Genomic DNA, 20,875 nt, shown 5'->3' with positions numbered 1-20,875 from the left:
TGTTTTTTTAAACCCGGATCTGGATCAAAAGATCGCAGCCTGCGGCAGCTCCTACAGGGGCATTGTGCTTTTCCGGGGGCGAAAAAAAACCCGCCGAAGCGGGTTTTTCCCAAGACCATTATCGACTCCCTGTCGGCAGCGATCCTTGCAAATGGTCGATCATCCTTGATCCTGAAACACTCCCTGTGTCTCAGTTGATGGGTGTAGATTACGCAGTGGATCCAATCGACAAAAGTCGTAAAAGCTACCAACGCGTGTAAGACATTCGCTATACCTGCCCTTCCGAAAACCCTTAGACGTTTCAGCCATCAAGCATGGAAGCCGCGATCTGCGCGACTTTCAGCTGCCCTGAGGCTTGTTCCAGAGCGTCATCCTCCAGAAACCATGCAGCCGACAAACCGGCGAACGCCAGCACCCATTGCAGCAATCGTTGACGATCCAGGCCGGCAGCGTCGCTGATCACTTCAAGCTGGCGACGCAAACGCTTGGGATCCGTCGCCGTTGGCAAATCCGGGTTACAAATCAGATTGGCGTAGTCGTAACCACGCTCTCCCCTCACCCGTTTGGGATCAATCGCCAGCCAGCCGCGCACGCCGAAATCCAGAACATTGTCGTGATGCATGTCGCCGTGCAGCACCACCACGTCCTGCGGGGTAGCGAGCAAGGCTTCGGCGGTTTGCAGGCAAAGTGCATAGAGTCCGGCATGTTGGGCGGCAGCGCTTCGTAGCGAGGCAAACCATGGCGCCAATTCCACCAATGGCGGTGGTGGCGTTGCACGCGGGGTGTGCAGCCGCTTCAGCGCCGTGCACAAAATGCGGCTGGCCTCATCATCTTCGCCATTGAGCGCCATGTGCATCAGCGAACGTTGACCCATGGCTCGCTCCATCAGGAGCCCATCGCCGTGGTGCGCCAACACCCGCGCAGCACCCTCGCCGTCCCACCACGTCATCAGCAGGTTGCCGTACTTTTCCTCGGCATCTTCCGCCAGCTTCAGCATGGCCGGGGTGTCACCCATGCGCACCGGCAGCAAACGGCTGCCCGGGGTGATGATCGGCGCGCCGTCCGCTATCAATGACCAGCGTTTCAGCCACGGTTCAAAGCGCTCAGCCACCGTCACGCTCGCGAGCCTTGGCGCTTTCGGCGAGAAACTGTTCGAGCCGGCTCAACTGTTCTTCCCAGCCGCGACTGTCCATGAAATACGCCTCTTTCTGACGCACATCGGGGATATGCGCGAAACCCGACTCGGAAACCTTGAGCAGCGTACCGTCCTCGTAATCCTGCAGCTCGAACCTGACCAGCGTCGTCGGTTCCTGGGAATAGTCGATCTTCGGATTGACCGCATAAGGATGCCAACGGAACGAGAACAACTGCTGCGGCTCGACCCGCTCGATCAGCACATTCCACAACACATGTTCATAACCCGGATACGTGACCTGCCCTTGCGTCCATTCACCGGCAATGAACCGCCTGCCCTCCAGCGCCACACCAAACCACTGGCCAAACGCCTCGGCATCGACCAATGCACGCCAGACATGAGAACGCGGCGCCTTGAGCGTGATTTTGCGTTCGAAACTATTGGGTACTGGTTTCATACGTCACCTCCTGTTCTGAACACTAGGCCTGTATGACCACATGTCCAATGTGAAGTTGTATCAAGGAGCTATTTGGTCATCCGCAACAGAAGAAGTTACGTCTAGACTCAAGGGTCAATCCAATGGGCGGTGGGAGAAAGACATGCGGCTATCGAACCTCGGTCTGTGGGCAGCACTGCTGACGCTGTCCGCTTGCGTCACCTCCGTCGATCACTGGAACAAGCCCGGTGCGAGCCAGGCGACGATCGATCACGACAAAGCCGAGTGCCAGTATCAGGCCAAGTCGGCAACCGCCAGCTACAACAGCACGCCGTCGGACAAAAGCATGTCAGCGGCCGTCGGCGCCGGAGTCGGGGATGGCATCGTGGTAGCCGAGAAACAGATTGACCTGACCAATGACTGCATGCGCCTGCGCGGCTACAGCGGCAGTTGAACCTGCTCGCTACAATGGCTGCTATTTCCGACATTCACTGCGAGACCTGACCATGTCCCCACGTTTGCTCCTGGCCCTGACCCCCTTTCTGTTCACTCCCCACGCCCACGCCGCCGTCGACTGCGCCAACGCCAGCGATCAGGCGACGATGAATCAGTGTGCCGGGCAGGATTTCAAAGCGGCGGATAAAGAACTGAATGCGGTGTATCAGCAGATTACCGGACGCTTGAAGGACAACCCTGATGCGAAGAAGCTTTTGGTCAGCGCGCAGCGGGCGTGGGTCGGGTTTCGTGATGCGGAGTGCAAGTTTTCGGCATCCGGGGTCGCGGGCGGGAGTGTGTATCCGTTGATTTACAGCAATTGCCTGACCGGGGTGACAAAGGTGCGGGTTGAGGCGCTGAAGGAGTATTTGAAGTGTGAGGAAGGTGACATGAGTTGCCCGGTGCCGGGGGCCTGAATCTTTTAGTGATTTCAAGGGCCTCATCGCTGGCAAGCCAGCTCCCACAGGATTTCAGTGATTCACCGATTGTGTGAACCCCCCGAGACCCTGTGGGAGCTGGCTTGCCAGCGATGGCGTCAGTCCGGACGCCACAAATTACCGGACAAATATCTGCGCAGTCGTGATCGCCATATCTCCCCCAGGCAACTTGATGCTCCCGATCTGCTTCATCGTCTCGGCATCAAAAATCGCCACGTCATTAAACGTCCCGGCCAGATAGATCTTGCTGCCCTCCTTGTTGAACGAAATGCAGTAGTAGGAATGCTCCAGCGTCGCCGCCTGAATAAGCTTTTTCTGCTTGATGTCGTACTTGGCCAGCCGGTTGAGCACGCCAAACATCAGGTTCGGATCCTTCGGTGAGCGCATGCCGCTGAAGTAGATTTCGGTCAACGGGCCGAAGTCGGTGGTTTCGGTCTTGCCGGTTTTCAGGTCAATGCTGAACAGCCCGTACAGATATTCGGCGGTCGCTGGATCCTGCTTCTTGTCCTTGAATTTCGCAGTGGTATAGAGCAGCGAAAAATCATGGCGGAAGGTCTGCTGATTCCACACATACAGAACGTCGGGCGCGCTGTAGTTCGCGCGTTTCCAATGGCGGCTGGGGATCAGCACGTCGAACTTGCCGCCCTGCACATCGACCTTGTATACATCGGCGCCCGCCACATAGAGCGTGCCGTCATCGCCACTTTGCATGATCGTCAGTTGCCGTGGCGCGGGGAAACTGCGCACAGGCCTGGCGTTCATCCCGGCATCCGTCGCGTAGACATCCAGACGCGGCTGTTTCACCTCATAACGGTCGTTGAGCATCTGCGTCGGGTTGGCGATGGTGTACAGCTCTTTGCCGTCGTGGCTGACAGTAAACGCAAACATCGAGCGCGCCTTCTCCCCCGGTTGCTGGGTGATGCTGGCGTGGAACACCTGTTTGCAGGTGTCGAGTTCGACACCGTAGACATCGGCGTAATGATTGTTCAGCACATAGGCGGTTTTGCGATCCGGCGACAGCTGCACAGTGCCGGGGCCAAACGCATCAGGCATCTTGCAGGTCTTGTACAGGCTGTCAGTGGCCAGATCGAGGACGTGCAGGTTATTCGGATAATTGGTGGTCACCATGTACTCGTGACCGTCTTGCAGCACGGTGTTTTCATCGGCCAGAACACTGAACGAGCAGACGCTCAGCGCGGCGAACGCGGCCAGGCCGCAGGCTTTTATGCTACGCATACTGGAATCCTTCTTCTTGTCCGGGGCGATCACTTGTCTTTCGGGAAGACCGTGCCGAGGTTGCGCCAGTTGTCATTGGACGCCTGGGCATCCTTGTTCCAGTCCGGATAGGTGCTCATCATGTCCGGCACCTGCGCCGGCCACCAGCACGGGTCGGAGCAGCCGTACAGGTCAGCTTCCATCGGCTGGCACAGCGACGACACGCCGCCAAACGCATCGATCTCCCAGCCCGGATCGGTAGTCGATGCACAGCCCGCCACCGAACTCATCGCCACCACTTCTTCGATGCGGTTTTCCGCCGCGGCCTGATCGAGCTTCAACGCTTTGTTATTGATTGCCTTGAGATGTTTCATATCAGTGAGCCTTGCGCGGAGTGATGTAGCTGCTGATAAACGCAGGGTTATTGGCCATGATCCGGGTGTAGACCTCGATGCCGAAGTCGACCCAGTCACGCATCAGTTCGCAGTAGTGATAGGTCGGGTGAGTCGGGTCGCCGTAGCGCGCGTAGCTCTCGTGGTAGCAGCCGCCGGAGCACAGATTGCGTATCTGGCAATCCTCACAACCGGTGTTGGTGCGATCCAGACGCTGCGACAGAAAGTCGTTCAATTCGACCTGCTTCACGCCGCTGTGCACGTTGCCGAAAGTCGGCAGCGTTGAACCGGTGAAGCGGTGGCACAGGTTCAGTTCGCCCTTGTGATCGACCGCCAGCATCTTCAGCCCGGCGCCGCACGGCAGGGCCTTTTTGTGGCCTTCGTGGATGTCAGTGATCAGTTGGTGCAGATTGGAGAAACCGATGTTGCGGTGCTCCAGCGCCGCTTGCAGATAACGCCGACCGAGGCGTTTCATGCTGGCGAACACTTCGATCAGTTCGTCGCTGCTGAGGTTGAAGCTGCTGATATCGCCCGAGGTCACCGGGGCGAAACCGACCTCGGCGAAACCCAGTTCATTGAACAGGTGATCCCAGATGGTTTCGACATCGGTGACGCCGGTGGTCAGCGTCACGCGCGCACCGACCGGACGACTGTTGTAGCGCGACAGGAGCATTTCGGCCTTGCGCCGCACCACGTCGTAAGTGCCCTGCCCGCCCACGGTAATGCGGTTGCGGTCGTGCACAGTTTTTGGCCCGTCGATACTCACTGACAAACCAAAGCGGTGGGCGTTGAGGTAGTCGACGGTGTCTTCGGTCAGCAGCGTGGCGTTGGTGGTCATGACGAATTCGACAAACTTGCCAGCCTCGCTGAAACGCTTCTCGCAGTAGTCGACCATGTACTCGATCAGCTTGCGATTGCTCAGCGGTTCGCCACCGAAAAACACCACGGTGAAACGCTCTTCATCCGGCGATTCACGCAAAAGCATTTCCACTGAAGCGATGGCGGTTTCGACGTCCATCTTCTTCCCGGCCGATGGCTTGTCGAGGTCTTCCTTGTAGCAATAGGTACAGCTCAGGTTGCAGCCGGTATTGACGTTGAGCACCACGGTATTGATGGCCGTGCGCTCGACGCGTTTGACCGCGATGTCGGGGGTCAGTGGCGAGCCGTCGCTGACCAGTTCCAGCGAGATCAGCTCGCGCAGGGTCTCGTTGATTTCCTCGCCGTTGAAGCGGGCGGCTAGGCGCTCAATCAAGTCTTCCGAAGAGCAGCCGGGGCCGCGCAAGGTGTCGATGATGGTGCCGGTCAGCTCATCGCTGGCAAACAGCGAACTGCTGGGAATGTGAAACAGCATGCGGTCGGCGTCGACGTGCACTTCGTGCAGATTGCGTTCGACCAGATTCAAGATAGCGCCCATTGCAAACCTCCTGTGCAGGCCCCGCTTGGCGAGGCTTGCGGTCATTCCGAAAAGTGTCTGAAGCGTGTCCGTTCAAGGCAACTCAAGGAATGGGTGGATTGTTCCAGCGTTGCACGGTGACGATCAGGTGGCCTTCGCCGGTGAGGGATTTCCCTGCATCGTCGACGGCGGCAATCACCTTGAGATTGCCGGCATTGTTGGTGGACATTTTGCGCGCCGGATTCGGCCCGGCATCGCCCGGGGTGAACACACCCGCGTCGGCCTGCATGGTGCCGGCGAACTTGACGTCTTCGTCCGCTTTGGCGCGATCGTCGAAGGCTTCGACCTTCCACTGCGCCGGGAACACGCCAATGCGATACGGCTTGCCATCGGCGCCCTTGCCCCAGGCTTCGGCGTCGAAACGGCCCTGGACTTTCGGCGTCGAACCACCGCCCTCGCCGATCCGCGCCACGGAGAATTCCGGCACGACTTTGACCGAGGCGATGCTGTTGTAAACCGACAGGCTCGGGCCTTTCAACTCACCGACGCTGACGGCGCGCAGACCCGGCTGGGCATTGGCGGCGGCTTTGACTTTGACCTTGATCCGCTTGGCGTTTTGCTCAAGCACTTCGACGACTTCCACGCCTTTGCCGAAGTTCGGTTTACCGCTCAGACCTGTGCCAATCAGGGTCACTTCGGTTTCGCTGCCGGACTTCACGTAACCGGGCTGCACGGCGAGCAAACGCTGCGAGCCTTGTTTGGCGGCGACGAAATCGAGACCGCGTTCATCATGCTCGGCGTCGAACATGCGCCCTTGCATGGCATTACCCTGCGCGGCGAATACCTGGCGCATGGTCACGCCATCGACGCTGACGTTGCCGCGCCATTCGTAGCCGCTGTAGAGGATTGCGCTGCCGTCGCCATTGAAGGCGCTGCCATCGGCGTATTGACCTTTGACGCTGACCTTGAAGGTGTCGTTGCCATCGGCGGTCACGCTCATCACGCCGGCCAGTTCACCTTTGCCCGGCAGGTGGCCGCTGAAACTCCAGTCGCCAACCAGCGCTGCGGCTTTCGGCGCAGTTTTCAGCCATTGCTGCCACGCCGGATTGTCCAGCGGATAACGCTTGGCCAACAACGGCACCATCTCTTTACGAGCGATATCGAACCAGTCGCGATCACGCGCCAGCGCCTGATACTCCAGCGACGGCCATTGGCCGAGGTGGAAGTTGACCAAACGCTCCCACTCCTGCGCCGGACGCCGTTGCAGCGCAACCCGCGCGCCGGAGTGGCAGCGGCCGCACATCTGACTGGTTTTCTCATCGAACTGCTCGACCGTGTTCAACCGGCGTTCCAGCGCATAACGCACGCCATCGGTTTCGCTCGGCGCCAGACCTTGGGTGTCAGCCAGGTATTTGACCAGGGTGCGACGGTCGTCATCGCTGATCTGCAAACCGTGCATGGTCTGCATGCGGGCGATGCTCATCAGCCAGCCTTCCGGGGTCTTGCGCTGGTGGCTGATGCGGCTCAAGGCATTATCAGCCTCGGGGGTGTGACAGCCCTGACAGGTTTCTTTCAGGATGGTCTGGGCATCGCGGGCAGCCAGGCTATGCGGCGAATGCAACGCCACGCAAGCGGCAACGGCCAGCAGGCTGGCGCTCATGCCTGATCGGAGTCTTCTCTTCATCAACGTCGAACCTCGCACGGTGCTTTCTTATTGTTGTCGCTTATCGTTTTTATGGTTTCTGCCGTCGGCGGTGTCACGCCGACGGAGGCAAGAGAAACGTCTGTGATGAGCAATACACGGAGCGTGCCAGCTTGCGGATAAGCTTTTCAATCAAGCATTTACGTGAAGATCACTGCGTTGCAGGAGTGACGGGGAGGTCGACTGGCGTCCAATTTCGCGACAACTGTTGCAGTGTGAGACAAGCATAGTTGTCGCGGGATGAAGAGAATGGGTCAGCGAACGGAATTGTCCGGCTGAATAGGGTATCGCCCGCAAGACTGGCAACACATTGGGCACGTACGTTGAGCGTAATCTCTGGCCGCTAACTCCTTGGATTTTCGCGAAGCAATTTCGAGCCGATTACCCCACCAAAACGCAAACGCTATCAGCAAAATCATGCTGAGTGACCATAGACCCATGATGATATAAAAACTCATGATTTCTCCTCGAACAAAGCAACAGCATAAGAGGCAACAAGTACGAAAAAGCTACTGACAGCCATCACTGGGCATCGCTTCCGTCGCCAATCACCAGCGAAGCTCCCCCTGTCACCATAAACCCAGTACCGATGCCCATCATTAAACTGGTTATCCATCGAATGCTTTTGTTGTTCATCGACATCCTTGTGAAGAACTGAGCCTGCCGATTCCATGGCAGGAAAACTGAAAAACGGCTGCGATAATTCCGCCCTCGGTGCCGAATACTGCCTATCCACTTTCGATACGCCGCTGGATAAAGAACTTAGCTCGAACCTCTTCAATCCACCAGCCAACGTAAACCGGCAGCTTAGCGACTCTTCCTACAGCAGTTCGGTCACCGTTTTGTCCGGAGTCCGCCAGCACTACTCCGATCCGTATCTTGCATCTCAACGACTGTCGCTTTTTGCGACAAATTCACCGTACCGCACGCCTCAACGTCCACCTCTCACGCCTAGCACAACAGGCTCGCAAGCCTTCCTGAAGCATTTGGCACAGCCATTGCGAAAGCCCTCTGAACGACAACGAACAACAAGAGGCTGTGCCATGTCCCTCCCGTATTTGCTCCCTGCCACTTCTGCCTTCATCCAGCGCAAGCCACGCATGTTGATTGGCGGCGATTGGGTCGAGGCCGCCGACGGTCAGACCATGCCATTACACAATCCGGCCACTGGTGAAGTGCTGTGCGTGGTGCCACGCGCCACGCCGGACGATGTCGACCGCGCGGTGCTCGCCGCACGTCAGGCCTTCGACGATTCCGCCTGGAGCCGCACCCGCCCGCGCGAGCGGCAGAATCTGTTGTGGAAACTCGCCGAGCTGATGCAGCGCGATGCTGAAATGCTCGCGCAACTGGAATGTCTGAACAACGGCAAGAGCGCAGCAGTGGCGCAGGTGATGGACGTGCAATTGGCCATCGACTTCCTGCGTTACATGGCCGGTTGGGCGACAAAAATCGAAGGATCCAGCGTCGAGGTGTCGCTGCCGCTGATGCCGAATGATCAGTTCCACAGTTTCATTCGCCGCGAAGCCGTCGGTGTGGTCGGCGCCATCGTCGCCTGGAACTTTCCCTTGTTGCTGGCGTGCTGGAAACTCGGCCCGGCGCTGGCCACCGGTTGCACCGTGGTGCTCAAACCTGCGGATGAAACCCCTCTGACTGCGCTGAAACTGGCGGAGCTGGTACTCGAAGCCGGTTACCCGGAAGGCGTGTTCAACGTGGTCACTGGCACCGGGATCACTGCCGGTTCGGCGCTGACGCATAACCCGTTGGTCGACAAACTGACCTTCACTGGCTCCACCGCTGTCGGCAAGCAGATCGGCAAGATCGCCATGGATTCGATGACCCGCGTGACCCTTGAACTGGGCGGCAAATCGCCGACCATCGTGATGGCCGACGCTGATCTGAAATCCGCCGCAGCCGGCGCGGCCAGTGCGATTTTCTTCAACCAAGGCCAGGTCTGCTGCGCAGGTTCGCGGCTGTATGTGCAGCGCAAACATTTCGACAATGTCGTCGCCGATATCAGCGATATCGCCAACGCGATGAAGATGGGCAACGGCCTCGACCCAAGCGTGGAAATGGGTCCGCTGATTTCCGCGCGCCAGCAAGAGCGTGTCTACAACTACATCGAGATGGGTCGTGAGAGCGGCGCAACCATCGCTTGTGGTGGCGAACAGTTCGGGCCGGGATTCTTCGTCAAACCGACGGTGATTGTCGACGTCGATCAAAAGCATTCGCTGGTGCAGGAAGAGATTTTCGGCCCGGTGCTGGTGGCGATTCCTTTTGATGACGAGGCCGATGCGCTGCGCATGGCCAATGACAGCCCTTATGGTTTGGGCGCGAGTATCTGGTCGAATGATCTTGCGGCGGTGCACCGGATGATTCCGCGGATCAAGTCAGGCTCGGTGTGGGTCAACTGCCACAGCGCGCTGGATCCGGCACTGCCGTTTGGCGGGTACAAAATGTCCGGGGTCGGGCGGGAGATGGGGTATGCGGCGATTGAGCATTACACCGAGCTGAAGTCGGTGTTGATCAAGTTGTAATAGCGGCAACCTTCAGGCCGCCTTCGCGAACAAGCCCGCTCCCACAGTTGATCGGATTCCAAAGTGGGAGCGGGCTTGCTCGCGAAGGCGTCAGCCCAGTCAAGGGCTGAACCCCTGAGCCAGCAACCACCCCCGGAACACCCTGCACTGTTCTTCACTCAACCCCGCCAACACCTGCTCCGCCGATTCCGTGTGCAACCGCCGCACCAGCGGCGCCACCTCGACACCCTGCACATGCCAGATCCCCAACGGCTGATCCGCGCTAATCACCACCTCAGCCTCATCGACAAAACCGTCACGCAGCACTGGCATACGCTCGATCCGCAACGCTGCAAAATCCGCCTCAGCATGCGCGACCTGAGCATCCGGCCACTGCCGCCGCACCCGCCAGAATGGCTGTTCAGCCCAACGTTGCTCGTCGGCATAAAAGTCCCGGCCGATCCGCGCAAAGCGCAAAAACAATTGCTCCACCCGTTGCTGATGAAAGCGTTGCGCCAATGCCGCTCGCTCGGGTTTGCGCAGCAAAGTGTTGATCACCATCGGCGCCTGCAACGCCGAGGACAGCGACTGAAAAATCCCGTTGCCTGACAGCGGATCCACCGCCATTGCGGCATCGCCGACCCGAATCCAGTTACCGCCACACACCTGGCTTGAAAGAATCGCCGTACTGCTGCGCGCGTGCAGTTGCAGTCCGGTTTCGGTTGCATCGGCAAAAAAACTCCGAGCGAAAGCCGAGGCGTGTCGCCGTTGACGACAGTAATCGAGCAACTGGGCCTTGGCCGGCAGATCAGCGCTGGCCACGTCCACCGTCCATTGCCAGTAGCATTGCCCATCGGCCCGGCGTGCCATCCACGCCCAACCGTTCGCAAGGCTTTCCACCGCGCTGGCGGTCGTGCCCGGCGCGCCTTGCCAGCGGTTGAGCAAACTGACGGTCTCTGGCCCGCGCAAGCCTTTGCCGAGCGTCGGTGCCTGGCGCCCGCGTGCTTCCACCAGAAAATCGGCGTGCAACGTCGCACCGCCATCCAGTTCGATTCGATGGGGGCTTACTGAAGCCTGTACGTTGAGCACGCGTTTTTCGATCAGCACCACTCCGGCGGCGTGCAAGGCCTCACGCAAACCGCGATCGAAGGTCGGCCGATCGAGGAGAAATTCGATGTTCTGCGCATGCTGCTGTCCGTTCCAGTTCACCTGCCGTTGTGAAGGCAATATCGCCTCCGCCAGCGCCTGGTGCAGGCCCGCACCACGCAAGGCTTCCAGTACCCGCTGCGAGACGCCTTCGAGGGCTGAAAAGCGCCGCCATTCGCTGACCAGTGTCACGTCGTAGCTCAACCGCCGCAGCCCCAACGCCACTGCGGCACCTGCCGGGCCGGCACCGAGAATAACAATGGCAGTCATGGCCCAAGCCGCCGTTCAGGCCCGCGATAACGCGCGTTGTGTTTTAACCACCCGATAATTTCAAGGTTGCTCGCCTGCGGATGTTCCAGCAGAAACCCGGCGATATGCCCGCTCAACGCCGCGCAGCCGAGACTCGCGCCGGATTGCCCCGGATACGTCCCGTGCACGCACGCGGCAAAATCCGCCTGTGCACTGTCGAGCCAAGACCATTGCTCCTCGGTGCAACGCGCATCCCCTGTCACCCGCAGCACCTGCGGATAACTCGCCGGAAACACCGCCGCGCCCTGCGCCGGACTTGACGCGCAAAGCAGAACGCCACGTGCCACTGCCGCCGCACAAGCCTCGCGCAACAGGCTGCGATCCTGGCGTAATCCCAGACTCAAATTGATCAAGCGAACGTCCTGCTTCACCAGCCAATCAATCGCCGTGGCAATCTGCAAAGCACTGGTCACGCCACGCTGATCAAACACCTGCGCCACGCAAATCTGCGCGGCCGGCGCACGACGACTGATCGCTTCGATCACCGCGCTGCCATGCCCCAGCGGATCCTCGCGCAAATCACTCTGCGCCAGGCCGTCCTCCAGCAACGAGAACCGCTGCCCGGCAATCACCTGCACCCGTTGCGCCGCCGAGTGCCCGCTGTCGACCACGCCGATCCGCAACTCAGGCTTCATGCAGCACCGTTTTCGAGGTCAGCACGCCGTCGAGCAATTCGAAGCGCAGATCGGCATCGGCCAGGGTCGACGGCCGGTGGCTGATGAGGATGCGCGTACGCCCGGCAAACAAGCGGTCGATGGCTTCGATCACTTCGCGCTCGGTGGCTTCGTCGACAGCCGACGTGGCTTCGTCGAGCACCAGAATCAAGGGATCCTGCAACAGCGCCCGGGCAATCGCGATGCGTTGTTTCTGCCCGCCGGACAACTGCTGGCCGCGCTCGCCCAACGGACTGTCGAGCCCTTCGGGTAGTGAGCCGATCAGGCTGTCGAGCTGCGCCAGCCGCGCGACTTCGGCAATCGATTCGCGACTGGCGTCCGGCACCGCGTAGGCAAGGTTGTCGGCGAGGCTGCCACGAAACAGCACGATGTCCTGACTGACCACCGCAATGCGTCGACGCAGCTCGAACAGATCGAGTTCGCGCAGATCGACTTCGCCAAGCAGCACCCGCCCCGATTGCGGATCGTGATGACGTTGCAACAGGTCGATCAAGGTCGATTTGCCAACGCCGGAGCCACCGCTCAGGGCGACTTTCAAACCGTAGGGAATCGTCGCTTCAATGCCGCTCAAGGTGCTCGGCCGGCCAGGATGACTGAAGTGCACATTGTCAAAACGCAGCTCGCCCGAGGCCGGCAAAGGTTGCGGCGCAAGCGGCGAGCGCACGGTAGGTTCTTCGCCGCGCAATTCCATCACCCGACCGAGGCTGACAGTCATCCGTTGAATCGCCACATACAATCCCAACAGGCTCTGCACCGGGCCAACCGCCATGCCCAGATAGGTGGAAAACGCGATCAATGCGCCGAGCTGCCAAGTGCCCTGCACCACCCAATAACCGCCGATCAAAAACGCGCAAGCGCGGGACAACGAGGTCAACGTGCCGGGCACTGCCTGGGTGAAAAACTCGGTGATTTGCAGCCGCAGCAACTGATTCATGTAACCCTGGCCGAGGTTCTCCAGGCGCCGCGCTTCTCGCTGTTGCTGCCCGGCGGCCTGGATGAATTTCATCACCGGCAGCGTCTCGACCATGAACGACGACATGTCTGCCGAACGCTCGCGCAACTGCCGCACATCACGCTCGACCTTGCGCCGCATCCAGCGCAGCCACAACACATCTAGAGGGATCAGCACCAGCGCCAGCAACGACAGCTTCCAAGACAAGGTCAAGAGCATCGCGATTGCGACCACCAGACCAATCACACTGGAGACGGCGGAGAACAGCGAGTCCACGGCAAAGCGCTGAATCTCCGCGACATCGCCATCGAGCCGCGACATCAGATCGCCAATCCGCCGCTGCCCATAGAAGCTCGGCGACAAGGTTTGCAAATGCCGATAGAGGTCATCGCGCAGGGCGAACAGAATCCGCCCGGACAAGCGCGTGTGCAGATAACGGTTGATCCCTGATAACGCGGTACCGAGCAATCCGGCGATGATCATCAGCACCGCGATCAGCACCAGCATCGGAAAATTACGCGCCAGCAGACCATCGTCGATCAGCAGCTTGACCAGCCATGGCTGCACCAGCACCAGCGACGAGGCGCACACCGACAGTCCGAGCAAACCGGCAATCGCCAGACGTTGCGGGCGGACGAAGCCATACAGCCAGCGCAACGCCGCTTGCAGCGCGGCAGGGTCACGGCTGTCGATCAGCCGAACAATAAAACGCAACATCACGAGCGCAACTGTTTGAGTTTGCGATACAGGGTCGCGCGGCTGATACCCAAGGCGTCGGCAGCAGCCGAGACGTTGCCCTGATGGCTATCAAGGGACTGGCGGATCATCTCCAATTCATTCTCGCGAATACTGCCAGCCGGCGGTTTTTCACTGGCGCTCAGATCGTCGAGCATGCTGTCAGGCAAGTGCTCGAGGGTCAGAACGCTGTCGCCCGGTTCGCGCATGGCCAGCGCGGTGCGCAGGACCATTTCCAATTGGCGGATATTACCCGGCCAGTGATAGCCGGCGAGCAAGCGGTCGAGGTCGTCATGCAGCACTACGTTCGGCGCTTCGAGCTTGCTTAAAAGTCTCGCCACCAGCGCGGCGAAATCATCACGCTCGCGCAGCGCCGGCAGCATCACGCTGATGCCGTTGACGCGATAGAACAGGTCTTCGCGAAACTGCTTGTCGGCGACCAGGATTTTCAGGTCGCGATGGGTGGCGCAGATCAGTGCGACGTCGATGTCCTGCTCTTCACCGGCACCGAGCGGCGCGACTTTGCGATCCTGCAACACCCGCAATAGGCGCGCTTGCAACGCCAGTGGCATGTCGCCGATTTCATCGAGAAATAGTGTGCCGCCATGGGCCTGTTGCAAGCGGCCGATCATGCCGCCACGCCGTGATCCGGTGAACGCGCCTTCGCGGTAGCCGAACAGTTCCGATTCGATCAGACCTTCGGGAATGGCCGCGCAGTTCACCGCGACAAAGGGTTTGTCGCAACGGCTGCCGGCCATGTGCAAGGCGCGGGCGATGACTTCCTTGCCGGTGCCGGTTTCGCCGAGCAGCAACACCGGCAGCTCATTGGCCAGACCTTGCCTTGCCATGCGCAAGGCGCGGGCATAGCGGGCATTGCTGCCGGCCAGTGCATCGAGATCCGCTGGCGCTTTAAGGGTTTTCGCCACACTGCGTGGCGCGCCGCCAACGTTGACCGAGCGCGCCGGCGCACGCAGGGTTTTGTAGAAAAACTCGCCCTTGGCGGTTTGCAGACTGCCGACGCCGCCCTGCTGCAAACGACTGAGCAGTTGCACGCCATCGACACCGAGAAACTCTTCGCAGCGGCGTCCGACCAAGGCCGAACGTTCGGCCCGCAGCAACTGACAGGCTTGCGCGCTGACCGCGAGGATCTGTCCGCCGAGACTGACTGCGAGCAAGCCCTGCCACGGCGATTCCAGATACTGCCGGCGACTGTGAAACGCCAGGACGATCTGATCAGGGAAACTGTTATTGAACACCCGGCTTTCGATCTGACTGACCGCCATGCTCAATAGCGCGGTGCTGTCATGCACCCGACCGAGCGGGCCTTCGCGGGTCAGATCGAGGACACCGAGAATCTCGCCTTGCGGGCAATGGATTGGCACCGAGGTGCAGGAAAAATCAGTCAGGCGATCGAGGTAATGTTCGCCGCAATCGATCAGCGTCGGTCGGGCTTCGACCAGTGCGGTGCCGAGGGCATTGGTGCCTCGGGCGGCCTCGCTCCAGCAGGCGCCAAGGGTGATGTCCTGCAGGCCACTGCCCTTGAGCCGGTCAGCGCGGCCCTCGACGGCGAGAATGGTTGCGTCGGAGTTGGCGAGGATGATCAAGCCTTCCTTGCCCTGACGTTCGGCAAGGTAATCGATGGCGGGCATCGCGGCGTCGATCAGCAGGCGATTACTCGCCAGCAGCACATCGAGGCTTGCGCTCGATTCCAGCATCAGCTCGTGTTTGCCGTTGAAGAGCACGCCGTGGCTGAGACTGCGTCGCCAAGAAGCGTCGATTTCCGCACGCAGCACACCGTCGGGCACTTGCCCTTCCTGGTGCAACTTTTCCCGGGCGAGCCGAGCTTCGTGGGGTGACTTGGGATCAGTTGTTTTTATAAGGGTCATCAAGCGCTCCGCAGCGGTCCGCTTGGCGCTTTCAGTATTTCAGCGCCCTGGCGGCAATCTTTACGTTAACGTCAGGGCGATGGCAAGCACCGTAGGGCGCTATCACCTACTGGCCGGCTGCTCAGGCAATGCGCTTCGCGGGGCGAGGCTCTGTTCATGCCGATACGATTCGGCCCGGTGCCCGCTCGCGCAAACGGGAGGAACGCCGGTGCGCAGACTTTCTTCAAGTGTATGCCGCAGCCTCAGCAGCCCCTGACTTTGCAGCGCCAGGTTGGCCTCGATCTGCCGAATCTCATCCAGGCGGATATCGATTTGCGCAATGGTCAGCGATTTCGAACAACTGCCATCCTGCAGGAACAGACCGCGAATGGTGTCGAGAGAAAAACCCAGTCGCTGGGCATCGCGCACCAGGATCAATCGCGCAACAGCCGCCTCGCCATAGTGCCGATATCCATTGGCGTCACGGGTAGAAGGCTCAACCAAACCTTGCTCCTCGTAATAGCGTATCGCCGACGCGGCAACACCTGTGCGCTTGGAAACCTCTCCGATCTTCATAAAAAGTGCTTGACCTTAAAGTTGGCTTTAATCATTAGCATAAGCCCAGGTTCAGCACGACAGCCAGTCGTTATTGACCCACCTGAACATCTTTCACCTTTACGGAATTTAATGATGAGCAAACTGACAGAACTGCTGAAATGGCGCTACGCAACGAAGAAGTTCGATTCTGCCAGGACTGTGCCCGATGAGAAAATCGAACGCATTCTGGAAGCGGTCCGGTTAACGCCAACATCCAGTGGGTTGCAGCCCTTTGAATTGCTCGTAGTGACCAATGCCGAGGTTCGCGAAAAGATCAAAGCTGTCAGCTGGAATCAGGAGCAGGTCACCGACTGCTCGCATTTGCTGGTGTTCGCCGCGTGGGACGACATCACGGCGGAGCGGGTCAACATGATGTTCGACCTGACTAACCAAGTGCGCGGCAGCGTTAACGAAGGATGGGAAAACTACCGTCAAATGCTCTTGGGCATCGTCGCTGCACGTGGCAAGGAAGCCAACTATCAGGCGGCGGCGCGACAGGCTTATATTGGTCTTGGCTCGGCGCTGATTGCCGCAGCATTTGAAGAAGTCGATGCGACACCTATGGAAGGCTTCGACCCGGCTGCCATCGACGAAATCCTCGGCCTCGCGGCTCGCAACTTGCGTAGCGTGGTGATTCTGCCATTGGGCCATCGAGCCGCTGAAGGTGACTGGCTGGTGAACTTGAAGAAGGTTCGTCGATCGCGGGAAAACTTCGTCACCGAGATCAAATAAGCCTTATCAGAGCGGGGGGACTGAAGCATGCCTGTGGTGTGTGTCCCCCGCTCCCATCATTTCCTGAACCCGTCACCGATACCGGCGCCCCCCCAGTGGCTCGCGTCCCTCCCTGCTCTCGACTTGCTACGAATCCGAGAGCCTGTCGACATTGCAAATCCCCGAAAATCGATTGAATTGAAGAATCATTCTATGGCCCCAGCACCTCGATGCCGCCGGGGACCTTCACAAAACAAGAACAATTTATTATTGCCATTCGATAATTAAACATCGAGAATCCGTCACTCCCAATGACACCGCAAGGAATTTTCATGAGTACTCGTATCAACGGATTGGCACTGCAACGCATGCATTGGGTGGGATTGTTGGCGGCGCTTCTGGTCTGGGTCCTAGCGGTCACCGAGGTCGGCAGTACCGCTTCGATCTGGTTCTTCAAAACCGATGAAATGCTCGCGGCGCTGCTCTACGCCTTTGCGGAAAACTCACCGCAACTGCTTGACCCGTTTGTCGAAGGTGCGCTGCTTGCACCCGACACATGGCTGTCGCCACTGGTCACTGCATTGCTGGTGGTGTTGGATTTCCTGCCCGTTCTACTTTCGACTTACGTACTTTGCCTGACCGGGTTGTTTTTCCTGCGCTTGTCCCGCGGCGAAACCTGGACCGAGCGCAACATCAAGGTTCTTTGGCGAGTAGGGATTCTGTGCATCATTTCTCCGGCGGCCTACCCACTGGTGGAGACTTTGCAGGGTTTGACCCTGTCTATCGATCTGCCGCCCGGGGATCGTATTTTTCAATTCTCGATCGGCCTGTCTTCCTCTTCTGCATACGAGATTGTCAAAGGCGTATTGCTCTGTTTATTTTCAATTATCATGCGCGATGCAAAAGTACTCAGCGATGAGCAAAGCCAATACATATAGAACAATACAATGACCATTATCGTCCGCCTTGACGTTGTCATGGCCACGCAAAAAATTCGCTCGAAAGAGTTAGCCAGCCTGCTGGGCATCACCGAGGCCAACCTGTCGTTACTGAAGAATGGCAAGGTCAAGGGCGTGAAGATGGCCACGCTGGACAAACTCTGTGCAGCACTCGATTGCCAGCCTGGCGATCTGCTGGAATACCAGAAAGACTGAACCTTGCGCAGCAGCGCGAGTTAATTGTCGCCAGTCCCCAGCGTTTAACTCTTATTCAATCCTTAGTTGCAAGGCGGCTTTTTCATGACCCGGTTTTTATTCTCCGCGCTGTTTTTACTGACCGCGTTGATCAGCGGCTGCGCCACGCAAATGGACGTAGCGCTGAATGCCACACCTGATCCGGATTATCATTTTGACCGAAAGGCGACGGTACTCGTGACGTCTGCGGGTGGCAGCGACGAAAACGCACTTAACGCTCGCTACTATCTCCGCGACATGGTGAGTGCACTGAAAGACATGGGCTACCAGCAGGTCTATACCGATGTCAGTCTGCCGAAGAACCACGCGCCGATAAAAATGACCATCAGCCTCGACATTGGTAGTCGACAAGTGACCTACCGCTATACCGCTACCGATTATGGGCAGGTGCCGACCAGCACCTCTACCGTGTGCAAGAACAGCAAGAAAAAAGACGACCGGCTGAACTGCACGAGTACACCCAACACGACCTATGGCCCGATAGGTAGCTCGGAGCGCACCGGTTACACCACGCTCAGTACGTTCATTGCCACCGCCCGGGATGAAGTCAGCAAGCGCCCGGTCTACCTGCTTCGCGCGTCGTCCTATAACGAAGACTGCCAGGCAGCCAGGGTCGAAGCCTTTCTGGTGGAGCAAGGCTTGCAGAACCTGAACTTCGAGGACCGTGTGCAGCGCACCTACACCGTCACGATGCCCGAGGGTTATCGTTGCAAATAGGCATTTCACAGCACCGGCCGAGCTTGCATGAGCCGGTGCTGGAAAGCTGTTGACGATTAAACGTGCGGGTCACCCGGCGCTTTGGTCGGCGCCGCGTATTGCGGCTTGAGATGGCCGTCCTGATCGAGTAACCAGGCGTCCATGATCTGCCGCACCACCGGACCGGCAACACGGCCACCGGCCTCACCGTTTTCGATCATTACCGAAATCGCGATCTTTGGATGCTCCGCCGGAGCGAAACCGACGAACAAGGCGTTGTCGCGGTGCCGTTCCAGGGTTTTCTCGCGGTTGTAACGCTCGCCCTGCTTGATCGCCACCACCTGCGCCGTGCCGCTCTTGCCGGCGATGCGATATTGCGCACCCACCGCTGCCGCGCGGGCAATACCACGCGCGTCATGCATCACCATCTGCATGCCATGGTTGACCTGCTCCCAATCGCGCGGATCCTTGAGGAGGATATTCGGCATCGGATTCTCATCAACCGGAGCTATGCCGTCGACCGTCTTAGCCAGGTGCGGACGGTTCCACACACCTTTGTTGGCGATCAGTGCGGTGGCCTGGGCCAGTTGCAGCGGCGTGACCTGCATGTAGCCTTGGCCAATACCGAGAATCACGGTTTCGCCCGGGAACCAGGCCTGTCGACGCGTGGCACGTTTCCACGCCTGAGATGGCATCAGGCCGGGTGACTCTTCGAACATGTCCAGCGAGACTTTCTCACCGAGGCCGAACATCGCCATGTAGTCGTGCAGGCGATCGATGCCGAGCTTGTGCGCGAGGTCATAGAAGTATGTGTCGTTGGATCGCATGATCGCTGCGTCCATATCTACCCAGCCGTCGCCACTGTGGTTCCAGTTGCGGTACTTGTGATCGAAGTCCGGCAGTTGGTAGTAACCCGGGTCGAAGACGCGAGTCTGCGGCGTTACAACACCGGCATCGAGACCAGCAATCGCAACCTCCGGCTTGATTGTCGAACCCGGTGCGTAGAGGCCACGCAAGACGCGGTTGAACAGCGGCCGGTCAATCGAGTCGCGTAGCGCCGAATACTCCTTGGAGCTGATGCCGGTGACGAACAGGTTCGGGTCGAAACTCGGGTTGCTGACCATCGCCAGCACTTCGCCGGTAGACGGATCGAGCGCGACCACCGAACCGCGACGATCACCGAGTGCCGCCTCCGCCGCTTCCTGCAGTTTGACGTCGAGGCTCAGGACGATGTTCTTGCCGGGTACCGGATCGGTGTGTTTGAGCACACGCAGTACACGACCTTGGGCGTTGGTCTCGACCTCTTCATATCCGACGTGGCCGTGCAACTGCGCCTCGTAGAAACGTTCGATACCGGTTTTGCCGATGGATTGCGTGCCGCGGTATTCAACCGAATCGAGGCTCTTGGATTCTTTTTCGTTGATCCGGCCGACGTAGCCGATCGAGTGAGCGAAATGTGCGCCCAGCGGATAGTGGCGAACGAATTGGGGTTCGACATCGAGGCCGGGCAAGCGGAACTCGTTGACCGCGAGGACGGCGATCTGCTCTTCCGTCAGCTCGTAGAACAGCGTGACTGGCGTGAACGGATGGCGAGACTGCTTCATCGCTTTATCGAAGACTGTGCGATCTTCTGCGGGTAAATGCAGCAGATTGATCACCTCGTCCAGCTCCTGATTGACGTCAGTCGCTCGTTCACGGGTGAAGATCAGGTTGTAACTGGGACGGTTATCGGCCAGCAACACGCCATTGCGGTCGTAGATCAGCCCACGTGTCGGCGCAATAGGCAGGACATGAACACGGTTATTTTCGGAGATGGTCGAGTGGTAGTCGAATTCCACCACTTGCAGGATGTACAGGCGCACCACCAGCGCACAGCTGACGGCGAAGACGAACAAGGCGCAGGCGATCAACCGCTTGTTGACCAGGCGCGTCTCTTTTTCGTGATCCTTGATCGGGATTGGTTCAGGCATTTCTACAGCAACTCTTTGACATAAATGAGTGCCGATCCGTGGGCATGACATCAGTCCATTAAAAAACGAGCTGCACCATACCAAAAACTGCCCGGTCACTTCAGAAGGTTTTTCCCCAATGGCCGCTCTTGCGACGGTTGGGATGGTCCGCAAGTGTTCAAAAACTTTTTCGCAGGCAAAACAAAACCCCAACTGCTTTCGCAATTGGGGTTTTGGAATTTAATCTTGACGATGACCTACTCTCACATGGGGAAACCCCACACTACCATCGGCGATGCATCGTTTCACTGCTGAGTTCGGGATGGGATC

At 58.9% G+C, this 20,875-nt stretch carries 19 protein-coding genes and 1 rRNA gene; 7 read left to right on the top strand and 13 right to left on the bottom strand.

Annotation, left to right across the window (positions count from 1 at the left end):
- Positions 1–301: 301 nt before the first annotated feature.
- Together ACIPZE_RS27280 and ACIPZE_RS27275 are read right to left on the bottom strand one after the other, a co-directional pair.
- A complete protein-coding gene (locus tag ACIPZE_RS27280; protein ID WP_283435719.1) occupies positions 302–1,117 on the bottom strand; it encodes an aminoglycoside phosphotransferase family protein in 816 nt (271 codons plus the stop codon).
- Positions 1,104–1,592, bottom strand: coding sequence for an SRPBCC family protein (locus tag ACIPZE_RS27275; protein WP_129394810.1), 489 nt, complete (start codon positions 1,590–1,592; stop codon positions 1,104–1,106). Before ACIPZE_RS27275 ends, ACIPZE_RS27280 begins: the two co-directional genes overlap by 14 nt.
- Positions 1,593–1,734: 142 nt before the next feature.
- Here ACIPZE_RS27275 and ACIPZE_RS27270 point away from each other — a divergent pair, with 142 nt between their 5' ends.
- Both ACIPZE_RS27270 and ACIPZE_RS27265 read left to right on the top strand, forming a co-directional pair.
- Positions 1,735–2,025, top strand: a complete 291-nt coding sequence (locus ACIPZE_RS27270; protein ID WP_129394811.1) for a hypothetical protein — start codon at positions 1,735–1,737, stop codon at positions 2,023–2,025.
- Positions 2,026–2,077: 52 nt separating this feature from the next.
- Positions 2,078–2,482 (top strand): lysozyme inhibitor LprI family protein, encoded by a 405-nt coding sequence (locus ACIPZE_RS27265; RefSeq protein ID WP_400776489.1) that lies wholly within the window; start codon positions 2,078–2,080, stop codon positions 2,480–2,482.
- Positions 2,483–2,620: 138 nt separating this feature from the next.
- Here ACIPZE_RS27265 and peaD read toward each other — a convergent pair whose 3' ends face one another.
- From peaD to peaA, 4 genes are all read right to left on the bottom strand, one after another.
- Complete coding sequence (peaD, locus tag ACIPZE_RS27260; protein ID WP_400776486.1) at positions 2,621–3,739, bottom strand: quinohemoprotein amine dehydrogenase subunit beta; 1,119 nt, start codon at positions 3,737–3,739, stop codon at positions 2,621–2,623.
- Between the two features lie 29 nt (positions 3,740–3,768).
- Complete coding sequence (gene qhpC / locus ACIPZE_RS27255; protein ID WP_123409863.1) at positions 3,769–4,092, bottom strand: quinohemoprotein amine dehydrogenase subunit gamma; 324 nt, start codon at positions 4,090–4,092, stop codon at positions 3,769–3,771.
- A 1-nt stretch (position 4,093) separates the two neighbouring features.
- A complete protein-coding gene (gene peaB, locus ACIPZE_RS27250) occupies positions 4,094–5,524 on the bottom strand; it encodes a quinohemoprotein amine dehydrogenase maturation protein (RefSeq protein ID WP_283435716.1) in 1,431 nt (476 codons plus the stop codon).
- An 82-nt stretch (positions 5,525–5,606) separates the two neighbouring features.
- The gene (peaA, locus tag ACIPZE_RS27245; RefSeq protein ID WP_400776483.1) at positions 5,607–7,187 is read right to left on the bottom strand and encodes a quinohemoprotein amine dehydrogenase subunit alpha; all 1,581 of its coding nucleotides are present in this window, start codon (positions 7,185–7,187) and stop codon (positions 5,607–5,609) included.
- Positions 7,188–8,248: 1,061 nt separating this feature from the next.
- On the opposite strand from peaA, the gene ACIPZE_RS27240 reads away from it, so the two are divergent.
- Positions 8,249–9,739, top strand: a complete 1,491-nt coding sequence (locus ACIPZE_RS27240) for an aldehyde dehydrogenase family protein (RefSeq protein ID WP_400776481.1) — start codon at positions 8,249–8,251, stop codon at positions 9,737–9,739.
- A gap of 99 nt (positions 9,740–9,838) precedes the next feature.
- Here the strand turns inward: ACIPZE_RS27240 and ACIPZE_RS27235 are convergent, their stop codons facing one another.
- The 5 genes from ACIPZE_RS27235 to ACIPZE_RS27215 all read right to left on the bottom strand — a co-directional run bounded on the left by ACIPZE_RS27235 (position 9,839) and on the right by ACIPZE_RS27215 (position 15,975).
- Positions 9,839–11,134 carry an FAD-dependent monooxygenase gene (locus ACIPZE_RS27235; RefSeq protein ID WP_400776478.1) on the bottom strand — a complete coding sequence of 432 codons (1,296 nt, stop codon included), beginning with the start codon at positions 11,132–11,134 and terminating at the stop codon, positions 9,839–9,841.
- Complete coding sequence (locus ACIPZE_RS27230; RefSeq protein WP_400776476.1) at positions 11,131–11,808, bottom strand: S8 family serine peptidase; 678 nt, start codon at positions 11,806–11,808, stop codon at positions 11,131–11,133. Before ACIPZE_RS27230 ends, ACIPZE_RS27235 begins: the two co-directional genes overlap by 4 nt.
- A complete protein-coding gene (locus ACIPZE_RS27225) occupies positions 11,798–13,516 on the bottom strand; it encodes an ABC transporter ATP-binding protein (protein WP_400776473.1) in 1,719 nt (572 codons plus the stop codon). Before ACIPZE_RS27225 ends, ACIPZE_RS27230 begins: the two co-directional genes overlap by 11 nt.
- The gene (locus tag ACIPZE_RS27220) at positions 13,516–15,420 is read right to left on the bottom strand and encodes a sigma-54-dependent Fis family transcriptional regulator (RefSeq protein ID WP_283435709.1); all 1,905 of its coding nucleotides are present in this window, start codon (positions 15,418–15,420) and stop codon (positions 13,516–13,518) included. Before ACIPZE_RS27220 ends, ACIPZE_RS27225 begins: the two co-directional genes overlap by 1 nt.
- Positions 15,421–15,522: 102 nt before the next feature.
- Positions 15,523–15,975, bottom strand: a complete 453-nt coding sequence (locus tag ACIPZE_RS27215; RefSeq protein ID WP_129394822.1) for a MerR family transcriptional regulator — start codon at positions 15,973–15,975, stop codon at positions 15,523–15,525.
- Between the two features lie 114 nt (positions 15,976–16,089).
- Between ACIPZE_RS27215 and ACIPZE_RS27210 the strand changes: the two genes are divergently transcribed.
- The 4 genes from ACIPZE_RS27210 (at position 16,090) to ACIPZE_RS27195 (ending at position 18,617) form a co-directional block, all read left to right on the top strand.
- Positions 16,090–16,728 (top strand): NAD(P)H-dependent oxidoreductase, encoded by a 639-nt coding sequence (locus tag ACIPZE_RS27210; protein ID WP_400776470.1) that lies wholly within the window; start codon positions 16,090–16,092, stop codon positions 16,726–16,728.
- Between the two features lie 311 nt (positions 16,729–17,039).
- Positions 17,040–17,645 (top strand): hypothetical protein, encoded by a 606-nt coding sequence (locus tag ACIPZE_RS27205; RefSeq protein ID WP_129394824.1) that lies wholly within the window; start codon positions 17,040–17,042, stop codon positions 17,643–17,645.
- A 9-nt stretch (positions 17,646–17,654) separates the two neighbouring features.
- Complete coding sequence (locus ACIPZE_RS27200) at positions 17,655–17,861, top strand: helix-turn-helix transcriptional regulator (RefSeq protein ID WP_007910409.1); 207 nt, start codon at positions 17,655–17,657, stop codon at positions 17,859–17,861.
- An 84-nt stretch (positions 17,862–17,945) separates the two neighbouring features.
- Complete coding sequence (locus ACIPZE_RS27195; protein ID WP_283435706.1) at positions 17,946–18,617, top strand: hypothetical protein; 672 nt, start codon at positions 17,946–17,948, stop codon at positions 18,615–18,617.
- A 56-nt stretch (positions 18,618–18,673) separates the two neighbouring features.
- Here the strand turns inward: ACIPZE_RS27195 and mrdA are convergent, their stop codons facing one another.
- The gene (gene mrdA, locus ACIPZE_RS27190; protein WP_129394826.1) at positions 18,674–20,566 is read right to left on the bottom strand and encodes a penicillin-binding protein 2; all 1,893 of its coding nucleotides are present in this window, start codon (positions 20,564–20,566) and stop codon (positions 18,674–18,676) included.
- A gap of 223 nt (positions 20,567–20,789) precedes the next feature.
- Positions 20,790–20,875 (bottom strand): 5S ribosomal RNA (rrf, locus tag ACIPZE_RS27185); the annotation flags it as partial.

The sequence above is a fragment of the Pseudomonas sp. NPDC089741 genome, assembly GCF_044748825.1.
In the GTDB taxonomy this organism is placed as follows: domain Bacteria; phylum Pseudomonadota; class Gammaproteobacteria; order Pseudomonadales; family Pseudomonadaceae; genus Aquipseudomonas; species Aquipseudomonas helmanticensis.
This window is presented reverse-complemented; position numbering and strand designations above follow the sequence as displayed.

What these genes read in the sequence shown, in the direction of transcription:
- ACIPZE_RS27200 (WP_007910409.1), top strand. Translation starts at nt 17,655, where the DNA reads ATGACCATTATCGTCCGCCTTGACGTTGTCATGGCCACGCAAAAAATT.
- qhpC (WP_123409863.1), bottom strand. Translation starts at nt 4,092, where the DNA reads ATGAAACATCTCAAGGCAATCAATAACAAAGCGTTGAAGCTCGATCAG.
- ACIPZE_RS27225 (WP_400776473.1), bottom strand. Translation starts at nt 13,516, where the DNA reads ATGTTGCGTTTTATTGTTCGGCTGATCGACAGCCGTGACCCTGCCGCG.
- ACIPZE_RS27270 (WP_129394811.1), top strand. Translation starts at nt 1,735, where the DNA reads ATGCGGCTATCGAACCTCGGTCTGTGGGCAGCACTGCTGACGCTGTCC.
- mrdA (WP_129394826.1), bottom strand. Translation starts at nt 20,566, where the DNA reads ATGCCTGAACCAATCCCGATCAAGGATCACGAAAAAGAGACGCGCCTG.
- ACIPZE_RS27235 (WP_400776478.1), bottom strand. Translation starts at nt 11,134, where the DNA reads ATGACTGCCATTGTTATTCTCGGTGCCGGCCCGGCAGGTGCCGCAGTG.
- ACIPZE_RS27215 (WP_129394822.1), bottom strand. Translation starts at nt 15,975, where the DNA reads ATGAAGATCGGAGAGGTTTCCAAGCGCACAGGTGTTGCCGCGTCGGCG.
- ACIPZE_RS27265 (WP_400776489.1), top strand. Translation starts at nt 2,078, where the DNA reads ATGTCCCCACGTTTGCTCCTGGCCCTGACCCCCTTTCTGTTCACTCCC.
- ACIPZE_RS27205 (WP_129394824.1), top strand. Translation starts at nt 17,040, where the DNA reads ATGAGTACTCGTATCAACGGATTGGCACTGCAACGCATGCATTGGGTG.
- peaD (WP_400776486.1), bottom strand. Translation starts at nt 3,739, where the DNA reads ATGCGTAGCATAAAAGCCTGCGGCCTGGCCGCGTTCGCCGCGCTGAGC.
- ACIPZE_RS27210 (WP_400776470.1), top strand. Translation starts at nt 16,090, where the DNA reads ATGAGCAAACTGACAGAACTGCTGAAATGGCGCTACGCAACGAAGAAG.
- ACIPZE_RS27195 (WP_283435706.1), top strand. Translation starts at nt 17,946, where the DNA reads ATGACCCGGTTTTTATTCTCCGCGCTGTTTTTACTGACCGCGTTGATC.
- ACIPZE_RS27220 (WP_283435709.1), bottom strand. Translation starts at nt 15,420, where the DNA reads ATGACCCTTATAAAAACAACTGATCCCAAGTCACCCCACGAAGCTCGG.
- ACIPZE_RS27230 (WP_400776476.1), bottom strand. Translation starts at nt 11,808, where the DNA reads ATGAAGCCTGAGTTGCGGATCGGCGTGGTCGACAGCGGGCACTCGGCG.
- peaA (WP_400776483.1), bottom strand. Translation starts at nt 7,187, where the DNA reads ATGAAGAGAAGACTCCGATCAGGCATGAGCGCCAGCCTGCTGGCCGTT.
- peaB (WP_283435716.1), bottom strand. Translation starts at nt 5,524, where the DNA reads ATGGGCGCTATCTTGAATCTGGTCGAACGCAATCTGCACGAAGTGCAC.
- ACIPZE_RS27275 (WP_129394810.1), bottom strand. Translation starts at nt 1,592, where the DNA reads ATGAAACCAGTACCCAATAGTTTCGAACGCAAAATCACGCTCAAGGCG.
- ACIPZE_RS27240 (WP_400776481.1), top strand. Translation starts at nt 8,249, where the DNA reads ATGTCCCTCCCGTATTTGCTCCCTGCCACTTCTGCCTTCATCCAGCGC.